This window comes from Brevibacterium rongguiense, from assembly GCF_009857845.1.
Classification (GTDB): Bacteria; Actinomycetota; Actinomycetes; order Actinomycetales; family Brevibacteriaceae; genus Brevibacterium; species Brevibacterium rongguiense.
On the sequence record NZ_WWEQ01000082.1, the window covers coordinates 1 to 9,627 of the forward strand.

Consider the following 9,627-nt stretch of genomic DNA (forward strand, 5'->3'; position numbering starts at 1 on the left):
CCGCGCCCAGCGCGGTGGCGCCCGCGGCCGCGAGCAGCGCGGCCAGCACGGTGGCCGCGCGCAGCGCCGCGAGCTGCGCGAAGCCCGTCACCGTGCCCAGGCCCAGGAGGTTCGGAACGAAGAGCAGCGCCGCTGCGATGAGCGCCGCGACCAGCCCGGCGCGGACCCCGAGGCGCGAGAGGCGGCGGGGCCGCGGGGCGCCTCGGCGGGGGGATGGCATGGTGCATAGGATAGAGCGTGCGCACCAGGACCGGGGCCGGCCAGGCCCCGCCGAGTCACGATGGAGCCGACTATGACCGCAGCGCAGGATCCGCAGGCCGCCCTCCGGGCCGCCCACGACGCCTACGAGGAATTCGCCCAGCGCGGACTCGACCTCGACATCACCCGCGGCAAGCCGGCGCCCGAGCAGCTCGACCTCTCCGCGGAACTGCTCACGGCCGTCACCGGCGACGATGTCCACTCCCCCTCCGGCGTGGACGCGCGCAACTACGGCGGTGCCGAGGGGCTGCGGGAGCTGCGCGAGCTGTTCGCCCCGCTGCTGGGCGTGCCGGCCGACCAGCTGCTCGCCCAGGGCAATTCCTCCCTCACCCTCATGCGCGATGCGCTCACGTTCGCGCTGCTCTTCGGCACGCCCGCCGGCGGTGCGCCCTGGGTCGAGGGGCGCCGCGCCATGCTGTGCCCGGTCCCCGGCTACGACCGGCACTTCGGGCTCGCCGAGGCCCTGGGCTTCGAGCTCATCTCCATCCCGATGGACGACGAGGGCCCGGACCTCGAGGCGGTGCGACAGGCCGTCGCGGACCCCGCTGTCAAGGCCATGTGGACCGTGCCGCTGTACTCCAACCCCACTGGGGTGAGCATGAGCGAGCGGCGGGCCCGCGATCTGCTGGCCCTCGAGACCGCTGCGCCGGACTTCACGATCCTGTGGGACAACGCCTACGGCCTGCACCACCTGCGCGAGCCCCACGCCCAGCCGCTCGACGCGCTGGGCCTGGCTGCCGAGGCCGGCCGCCCGGACCGGGTGTGGGAGTTCGCGTCGACTTCGAAGATCACGTTCGCCGGCTCCGGCGTCGCGTTCTTCGCCTCCTCCCCCGCCAACGTCGACTGGTTCCTCGAGCACACCGCGGCGGGATCCATCGGCCCGGACAAGCTCAACCAGCTGCGCCACCTGCGCTTCTTCGGCGATCCCGAGGCGGTGAGGGCCCACATGGAGCGCCAGGCCGCGCTCATCGAGCCCAAGTTCGCCGCGGTCGAGCGCGCGCTCGCCGACGGGCTCTCCGAGGGCAGCGCCGCGAGCTGGACGCGCCCCCACGGCGGGTACTTCATCACGCTGCGCGTGGCGCCGGGCACCGCGGACAGAGTCGTCAAGCTCGCCTCCGAGGCCGGGGTCAAGCTCACGCCGGCCGGGGCCACCCACCCCTACGGCCTCGACCCCGAGGACGCCTACATCCGGATCGCGCCGACGATGCCCTCGCTCGATGATGTCCGCGCCGCGGCCGAGGGACTCGTCGCGTGCGTGCGGCTGGCCGAGCTCGAGGCCGCGGCGGCCTCCTGAGCCCGCCGGCAGGGCCCCCTGCCGCGCTGAGACCGGCGTCATGAAGTCATTGCGAATTCGTCACCGAAACGTGACCGTTTTCGGACGAGTCGGCGCGCCGGCCCGTCTAGATTTGGGGGCATGAAGCGTTCACTTGTCGCCGTCGCCGCGGCCGTCGCCCTCGCGACCGCGTTCTCCACCGTCCCCGCCCAGGCCGCGCCGCAGGGCTCGCTGACCTCCGCTGACTCCCACCGCGCGGGGCTGGGCTCCGGCTCGGGCCATGGGAGCAAGAAGACCACGCCCAAGAAGGCGAAGTCGCCCGCCAAGCACTCCTCGGCCAAGCACAAGACCGTGAAGTCCGGCTCGAAGGGCGCCCACGTCAAGGCGGCCCAGAAGCGCCTGCTCGCACTCGGCTACTTCCTCCCGAAGGCGGACGGCAAGTACGGCCCCAGCACCCGCCAGGCCATCTGGGCGATCCAGAAGGCCGCGGGGATCAAGCGCTCCGGCAACGTCAACGCCGCGACGTGGAAGGCACTCGACCGCGGGGTGCGCCCGCACGCCAAGTCCAAGAAGGGCTATGTCGTCGAGGTCAACAAGAAGCGCCAGCTGCTCATGCTCGTGAAGAACGGCAGGGTCGTCAAGACGTTCAACACCTCCACCGGCCGCGCGGGCTGGCGCACCCCCAGCGGCCACTACCGCTTCATCCGCCAGATCAACGGCGTGCGCCACTCCCGGCTGGGCTACCTCTACCGCCCCAAGTACTTCAAGGGCGGCTACGCGGTGCACGGCGAGTACTTCGATGTGCCGAACTACGCGGCCTCCCACGGCTGCGTGCGCGTGTCCAACCCGGCCATGAACTGGCTGTGGGGCAAGGGCCGGATGCCGCTGAAGACGAAGATCTGGCTCTACTGAGGCGACGTCGCTCGGCCCGGGCGCCTCGACCCGGCTGAGCCGGGCTGCGGGCACCGCGCCGGGCTGCGCGCAGAGCGCGAGGGACACGGACGGCACCGCGCGCAGACCACGAAGGACGCAAAGGGCGAGGCGCCCGCAGGATGAACCTGCGGGCGCCTCGCCGTCTGCGTCCCCGGGGCCGGGTGCTCAGCCGCCGTACTCGTAGAAGCCGCGGCCGCTCTTCGTGCCGAGCATCCCGGCGTCGACCATGCGCGAGAGGATGAGCGGCGGCTTGGCGGCCGGGTCGCCCGTCTCGGCGTACATGCTCTGGCCCACGTAGAAGCACGTGTCGAGGCCCACCATGTCGGCCAGGCGCAGCGGACCCATCGGGTGCGCGCAGCCCTTGACCATGCCGGTGTCGATGTCCTCCTTTGTCGCGTGGCCCGCCTCGTACATCCGGATCGCGGAGAACAGGAACGGGATGAGAAGCGCGTTGACCACGAAGCCCGGGCGGTCGTCGGCCCTGATCGGCTCCTTGCCCAGGACGCCGGAGACGAATGCCTCGACCTCGTCGACCACCTCGGGCGCGGTGAGCACCGAGGTGACGAGCTCGACGAGCGGCTGCACCGGGGCCGGGTTGAAGAAGTGGATGCCCAGCACGCGCGAGGGCCGCGAGGTGGCCTGGGCGAACCGGATGATCGGCATGGACGAGGTGTTCGAGGCGAGGATCGCCGACTCGTCCTCCACGATCGAGTCGAGCTCGGCGAAGATCGACTTCTTGATCTCCTCGTTCTCGCTGGCCGCCTCGATGACGAGCTGACGGTCGGCCATCGCGGCCATGTCCGTCGTGAACGCCATGCGCCCGAGGGCAGCCGAGCGCTCATCCTCGGTCATCTTGCCGCGGCTGACCCCCTTGTCGAAGGACTTCTCGATGCGGGCGCGGCCGGCGGCCACCGCCTCGTCGCTGATGTCGCGGACGACGACGTCGAGGCCGCTGCGGGCCAGCACCTCGGCGATGCCGGAGCCCATGAGGCCCGAGCCGATGACGCCTGCGCGTTCGATTGCCATGGTTGCGGTTCCTTTCGCTGCTGCGGGGCGGCTCTGGCGCCGCCCGCGGGAGTGGGTGGGGTGGTCAGAACCAGCTGGACTGGCGGATCTGGCGCATGGCCTCGCGCCGCCGCTGGCCCGGCAGTGTCTGCACGTAGACGGTGCCGTCGAGGTGGTCCGTCTCGTGCTGGAGCATCTGGGCGAAGACCGCCTCGCCCTCGAGCTCGACGGGCTCGCCGAACTCGTCGAGGCCGGTCACCCGCGCGTACGACCAGCGCGGGGTCGGGAACCACAGGCCCGGCACGGACAGGCAGCCCTCGTCGATGTCGACGCGCTCGCCCCCCGTCTCGACGACCACGGGGTTGAACACCGCGCCGCGCCGGCCGTCGAGGTCGTAGCCGAAGGCGCGCAGCGCCACCCCGATCTGCGGGGCGGCGACGGCGGCCCTGCCCTCCGGCAGGGCGGTCTCGATGAGGTCGGCGGCCAGTTGGGCGGTGGCCGCATCGAAGGCGGTGAGCGACGCACAGGCCTCGCGGAGCACGGGATCGCCGAAGAGGCGGATCTCGCGCTCAGCCATCGATGACCACGACCAGGTCCCCGCCCTCGAGCTGCTGGACGCTGCCGATCGCCGCGCGGGAGACCGTCCCGTCGATGTGGCTCGTGATGGAGGCCTCCATCTTCATCGCCTCGATCGTCGCCACCGTCTGGCCGGCCTTGACGGCATCGCCCTCGGCGACCTGCAGGGTCACCACGCCGGCGAACGGGCTGGCGACGTGGCCGGGGTTGTTCGGATCGGCCCGCTCGGCGGTCGCGACGTCGACGGAGACGGAGCGGTCGCGCACGCTCAGCGGGCGCAGCTGGCCGTTGAGCGTGCACATGACGGTGCGCATGCCGCGCTCGTCCGGCTCGGAGATCGCCTGGACTCCCACGAGCAGCGACTTGCCGCGGTCGATCGTCACCACGTGCTCGGTGCCGTCCTGGAGGCCGTAGAGGAAGTCCGTCGTCTCGAGCACCGAGAGGTCGCCGTAGTTCTCCCGCATCTGCGCGTACTCCTTCGTGGGAGCCGGGAACAGCAGGCGGTTGAGGGTCTCCTGGCGGGAGCGGCCGGGCTCATCGAGGAGCGCGGAGTCCGCATCGCTGAGGTCCTCGGCCGGGGCGCGGTGGGTGCGGCCCTCGAGCGCCTTCGAGCGGAAGGGCTCCGGCCAGCCTGCGGGCGGATCGCCCAGGTCGCCGGAGAGGAAGCCGATGACGGAGTCCGGGATGTCGAAGCTCTGCGGCTTGGCCTCGAACTCCGCGGGGTCGGCGCCCACGGCCACGAGGTGCAGGGCGAGGTCGCCCACGACCTTCGAGGACGGGGTGACCTTGACGAGGTGGCCGAGGATCCGATCCGCGGCCTCGTACATCGCCTCGATCTCCTCGAACTTCTCCCCCAGCCCCAGCGCGACCGCCTGCTGGCGCAGGTTCGACAGCTGGCCGCCGGGGATCTCGTGGCGGTAGACGCGGCCCGTGGGCCCCGGCAGGCCGGACTCGAAGGGCCGGTAGACCTTGCGGACCGCCTCCCAGTACGGCTCGAGGTCCTCGACGGCGGCCAGTGAGAGCCCCGTGTCGCGCTCGGTGTGCTCGAGCGCGGCGACGAGCGCGGACAGGGAGGGCTGGCTCGTCGTCCCGGCCATCGCGGCGCTCGCCGCGTCCACGGCATCGGCGCCGGCCTGCGAGGCGGCGAGGAGGGTGGCGAGCTGACCGCCGGCGGTGTCGTGGGTGTGCACGTGGACCGGCAGGTCGAAGTTCTCCCGCAGCGCGGACACCAGCCGCCCGGCCGCGGCCGGGCGCAGCAGCCCGGCCATGTCCTTGATCGCCAGCACGTGGGCGCCGGCCTTGACGATCCTCTCCGCCAGCGCCAGGTAGTAGTCGAGCGTGTACGTCTCCTCGCGCGGGTCGAGGAGGTCGGAGGTGTAGCACAGCGCGACCTCGGCGACCGCGCTGTTCGTCTCGCGCACCGCCTCGATGGCCGGGCGCATCTGCTCGACGTCGTTGAGCGCGTCGAAGATGCGGAAGATGTCGACGCCCGTGGCCGCCGCCTCGGCAACGAACGCGTGCGCGACCTTCTCCGGGTACGGGGTGTAGCCCACGGTGTTGCGCCCGCGCAGCAGCATCTGCAGGTTGAGGTTGGGCATCGCCTCGCGCAGCTTGCCCAGCCGGTCCCACGGATCCTCGGCGAGGAAGCGCAGCGCGACGTCGTAGGTGGCCCCGCCCCAGCACTCCACGCTAAGCAGCTGGGGCGTCAGGCGGGCCACGGCCGGGGCCACGGCGAGCAGGTCCCGGCTGCGCACGCGCGTGGCGAGCAGCGACTGGTGGGCGTCGCGGAAGGTCGTGTCCGTCACCCGCAGGGCGGTCTCGGCTCGCAGCGCCTCGGCCCAGCGCTCGGGGCCCGCGTCGAGCAGGTGCTGGCGGCTGCCGGCCTGCAGCGGGGCATCCGCATCGAGCTCCGGCAGCTTCGCGGACGGGTGGAGATCCACGGGCGAGTCGCCGTTGGGCCGGTTGACGGTGACGTCGGCGAGGTAGTCGAGCAGCTTGGAGCCGCGGTCGGCGCCCACGCGGGCCTCGAGCAGCTCGGGCCGCTCCTCGATGAAGTTCGTGGCCAGGTCGCCCGCGGCGAAGGCGGGATCGTCGAGGACGGCGCGCAGGAAGCCGATGTTCGTCGACACGCCCCGGATGCGGAACTCCGCCAGGGCGCGGCGGGCGCGGCTGACGGCCTGGGCGAAGTCGCGCCCGCGGCACGTGCACTTGACGAGCATGGAGTCGAAGTGGGCGCTGACCTCGGCACCGGCGTAGACCGTGCCGCCGTCCAGGCGCACGCCCGCGCCGCCCGCGGAGCGGTACGCGGTGATCTGCCCCGTGTCCGGGCGGAACGAGTTGGCCGGATCCTCCGTGGTGATGCGGCACTGCAGCGCGGCGCCCTTGATCGCCACGGAGTCCTGGCTCAGGCCCAGGTCCGCGAGCGACTCACCGGCCGCGATGCGCATCTGCGACTGGACGAGGTCGACGTCGGTGATCTCTTCTGTCACGGTGTGCTCGACCTGGATGCGCGGGTTCATCTCGATGAACGCGTGCTTGCCGGCCCGCGGGCCGTCCGTCTCGAGGAGGAACTCCACCGTCCCGGCATTCTGGTAGCCCAGCGCCCGGGCGAACTTCAGGGCATCGGCGCGCAGGGCCTCGGCGATGGCGGGGTCGAGGTTGGGCGCCGGGGCGATCTCGACGACCTTCTGGTGGCGGCGCTGGATCGAGCAGTCGCGCTCGAAGAGGTGGATCGCGTTCGAGTCGTTGTCCGCGAGGATCTGCACCTCGATGTGGCGGGGCCGCTGGACGGCCTGCTCGACGAAGACGGTGGGGTCGCCGAACGCGCCCTCGGCCTCGCGCATCGCCGCCTTGAGCGCGTCGACGAGCTCATCGCGGCCGCCGACGCGGCGCATGCCGCGGCCGCCGCCGCCGGCGACGGCCTTGACGAACAGCGGGTACTCCATGTCCTCGGCCTCGGCGAGCAGCGCGTCGATGTCCGCCGAGGGCCGGGTCGAGGCCAGCGTGGGGATGTCCGCGCGGCGGGCGGCGTCGAGCGCGTCGACCTTGTTGCCGGCCATCTGCAGGACATCGGCGGCGGGGCCGATGAAGGTGATGCCGTTGGCCGCGCAGGCGCGGGCGAGCTCCGGGTTCTCGGACAGGAAGCCGTAGCCGGGGTAGATCGCATCGGCCCCGGACTCGCGCGCCACCCGGATCATCTCGTCGACGCTGAGGTAGGCGCGCACCGGGTGGCCCTCCTCGCCGATGAGGTAGGCCTCGTCGGCCTTGAGCCGGTGCTCGGAGTTGCGGTCTTCATAGGGGAACACGGCGACGGTCGCGGCGCCCAGCTCATAGGCTGCGCGGAAGGCCCGCACGGCGATCTCGCCGCGGTTGGCCACGAGGACTTTCGAGAACATCTGCGTTGCTCATTTCACTCCGGCGCCCCAGGGTGGCGGGCGCTGCGGGTCCGTTGTCGGGGCCTACTCTACCCAGGGGCCCCCGCCGGTCCGCCCGGGGGCGCCGGGGCCTGAGCGCGGGCCCGCGTCCGTGCCGCCCACTACGCTGGCGGGATGCGGATCCTCCACACCTCGGACTGGCATCTGGGCCGGTCGTTCTACGGCGCGGACCTCCTGCCGGCCCAGCGCCGGTTCGCCGATCACCTTGTCGCCACCGTCGAGCGCGAGGGCATCGGCGCCGTCATCGTCGCGGGCGATGTCTACGACCGCGCGGTCCCCGGCCACGACGCCATGGAGCTCTACGACGCCACTGTCACGCGCCTGCTCGCCGCGGGCGCCCAGCTCATCGTCACGAGCGGCAACCACGACTCCTTCATGCGCCTGGGCGTCGGGCGCCGCCAGCTGGACGCCGCCGGGCTGCACCTGCGCACCCGCCTGAGCGACATCGAGCGGCCAGTGGTGCTGGCAGACGGCGCGATCGCCGCCTACGGGATCCCCTACCTGGAGCCCGGGCTCGTCTGCGAGCGCTTCGGCACGGCGCGCACGCACACCGCGGTGCTCGCGGCCGCCATGGACCGGATCCGGGAGCACCGCGCCCGGCACCACCCCGACGCGGCCCTGCTGGTGGCCGCGCACGCGTTCGTGGCGGGCGCGGTGGCCAGCGAATCGGAGCGGCCCATCGAGATCGGCGGGGTCGGCGCGGCCGCGGCGAGCGTGTTCGCGGGCACCGACTACGCAGCCCTCGGCCACCTGCACCGGCCGCAGTCGGTCGCCCCGGGCGTGCGCTACGCGGGCTCGCCCGTGCCCCTGTCGTTCGGCGAGGCGCAGACGGGCAAGGAGTACGTCCTCCTCGACGTCGCAGAAGCGCCCGGACAGCGGGATCGGCGCGTGCGGGAATCGGCCCTGCCGCTGCCCCCCTTCGAGTCCGTCGCGACCGTGCGCGGCACGCTCGCGGAGGTGATCGCCCAGGCCGATGAGTGCGCGGACGCGCTCGTCTCCGCCGAGCTCACGGACGAGGCCCGGGTCCCCGGTGCGCTGGCGCGCCTGCGGGCCGCCTTTCCCCGGCTCGTCCGGTTCGACTGGGTGCGGCTGGCCGCCCCGCAGGCCCCGGCCGAGCCCGCGCCCGGGGCCGCGGCGGTGCCCACCGACGCCGAGGTCTTCGACGACTTCGTGCGCACCGTGGCCCAGCGCTCCCCCAGCCCCGGGGAGCAGCGCCGCTTCGCCGCCGCCCTGGACGCGGCGCTGAGGGAGGACGCATGAGGATCCACGCCCTCGAGCTCGAGGCCTTCGGGCCGTTCCCCGACCGAGTCGCACTCGACCTCGACGCCCTCAGCGCGGACGGCGTCTTCCTCATCGCCGGGCCGACCGGGGCGGGCAAGACCACTCTGCTCGACGCGATCTGCTTCGGCCTCTACGGCCGTGTGCCGGGTGCCCGCAACGACGCGCAGGCCCTGCGCTCCCAGTTCGCGGACCCCGCGGCGCGCACCGCGGTCACGGTCGAGTTCTCCGCCCGCGGCCGCCGGTACCGGGTGGAGCGCTCCCCCGCCTACGAGCGGCCCGCCAAGCGCGGCGGCGGGACCACGCTCCAGCGCGCCTCGGCGCAGCTGTGGGTCTGCGAAGACGAGCAGTGGGCGGGGCGCGCGCGCACCATGGCCGAGGTCTCCGACATCGTCTACGACGCCGTGGGGCTGAGCGCCGAGCAGTTCACGAAGATCATCATGCTCCCGCAGGGCGATTTCGCGGCCTTCCTGCGTGCCGACCCGCAGGAGCGCGAGCCCATTCTCGAGCGGCTCTTCGGCACGGAGCGCTTCGCCACCGCGGCCCGGGAGCTCGGAGCCGCCGCCACCCGCGCGCGCGGCCGGATCGACAACGTCTCCCAGGAGCGCCTGCGCCTCATCGCCCAGGCCGCGGAGCTCGCGGCCGCCGCCGGCCCGGTTCCGCCGGACATGGGCGAGCGGGCGCCCGAGAATCCGAGCGCCGCAGCCGTCGACGCCGCGCTCAGCGTCGCGCTCACCGTCGCCCGCGAAGACGATGAGACGGCCCAGGCCAGCGCGCGACTCGCCGCGGCGGACGAGGACGCGGCCCGGGCCGGGGCCGAGGCCATCGCCGAGCGGCTGCGCCTGCGCGAGCGGGTCGACCGGGCGGGCC

At 73.1% G+C, this 9,627-nt stretch carries 8 protein-coding genes; 4 read left to right on the top strand and 4 right to left on the bottom strand.

The annotated features are described in order from the left end of the window. On the bottom strand, positions 1–220 hold a 220-nt coding region (locus GSY69_RS12850; RefSeq protein WP_160954239.1), incomplete at its 3' end, for a hypothetical protein. Positions 221–292: 72 nt separating this feature from the next. Here GSY69_RS12850 and GSY69_RS12855 point away from each other — a divergent pair. Together GSY69_RS12855 and GSY69_RS12860 are read left to right on the top strand one after the other, a co-directional pair. Continuing rightward, positions 293–1,552 (top strand): aminotransferase class I/II-fold pyridoxal phosphate-dependent enzyme, encoded by a 1,260-nt coding sequence (locus GSY69_RS12855; RefSeq protein ID WP_160954240.1) that lies wholly within the window; start codon positions 293–295, stop codon positions 1,550–1,552. 120 nt (positions 1,553–1,672) lie between these two features. Further along, entirely contained in the window at positions 1,673–2,443 is a 771-nt protein-coding gene (locus GSY69_RS12860) for a L,D-transpeptidase family protein (RefSeq protein ID WP_160954241.1), read from the top strand. A 186-nt stretch (positions 2,444–2,629) separates the two neighbouring features. Here GSY69_RS12860 and GSY69_RS12865 read toward each other — a convergent pair whose 3' ends face one another. The 3 genes from GSY69_RS12865 to GSY69_RS12875 form a co-directional block, all read right to left on the bottom strand. After that, positions 2,630–3,490 (bottom strand): 3-hydroxybutyryl-CoA dehydrogenase, encoded by an 861-nt coding sequence (locus tag GSY69_RS12865; RefSeq protein ID WP_160954242.1) that lies wholly within the window; start codon positions 3,488–3,490, stop codon positions 2,630–2,632. A gap of 64 nt (positions 3,491–3,554) precedes the next feature. Further along, positions 3,555–4,046: a peptide deformylase gene (locus GSY69_RS12870; protein ID WP_160954243.1), complete on the bottom strand. Its 492-nt coding sequence runs from the start codon at positions 4,044–4,046 to the stop codon at positions 3,555–3,557. Further along, entirely contained in the window at positions 4,039–7,440 is a 3,402-nt protein-coding gene (locus tag GSY69_RS12875) for a pyruvate carboxylase (RefSeq protein WP_160954244.1), read from the bottom strand. The genes GSY69_RS12870 and GSY69_RS12875 overlap by 8 nt, the downstream gene beginning before the upstream one ends. Before the next feature lie 153 nt (positions 7,441–7,593). Between GSY69_RS12875 and GSY69_RS12880 the strand changes: the two genes are divergently transcribed. Together GSY69_RS12880 and GSY69_RS12885 are read left to right on the top strand one after the other, a co-directional pair. Further along, complete coding sequence (locus GSY69_RS12880; RefSeq protein ID WP_160954245.1) at positions 7,594–8,739, top strand: exonuclease SbcCD subunit D; 1,146 nt, start codon at positions 7,594–7,596, stop codon at positions 8,737–8,739. Continuing rightward, positions 8,736–9,627: AAA family ATPase (locus GSY69_RS12885; protein ID WP_160954246.1), on the top strand; the 892-nt coding region annotated here is incomplete at its 3' end. The genes GSY69_RS12880 and GSY69_RS12885, both read left to right, overlap by 4 nt.

Coding starts and splice junctions, on each gene's coding strand:
- GSY69_RS12855 (WP_160954240.1), top strand. CDS start 293: ATGACCGCAGCGCAGGATCCGCAGGCCGCCCTCCGGGCCGCCCACGAC.
- GSY69_RS12860 (WP_160954241.1), top strand. CDS start 1,673: ATGAAGCGTTCACTTGTCGCCGTCGCCGCGGCCGTCGCCCTCGCGACC.
- GSY69_RS12865 (WP_160954242.1), bottom strand. CDS start 3,490: ATGGCAATCGAACGCGCAGGCGTCATCGGCTCGGGCCTCATGGGCTCC.
- GSY69_RS12870 (WP_160954243.1), bottom strand. CDS start 4,046: ATGGCTGAGCGCGAGATCCGCCTCTTCGGCGATCCCGTGCTCCGCGAG.
- GSY69_RS12875 (WP_160954244.1), bottom strand. CDS start 7,440: ATGTTCTCGAAAGTCCTCGTGGCCAACCGCGGCGAGATCGCCGTGCGG.
- GSY69_RS12880 (WP_160954245.1), top strand. CDS start 7,594: ATGCGGATCCTCCACACCTCGGACTGGCATCTGGGCCGGTCGTTCTAC.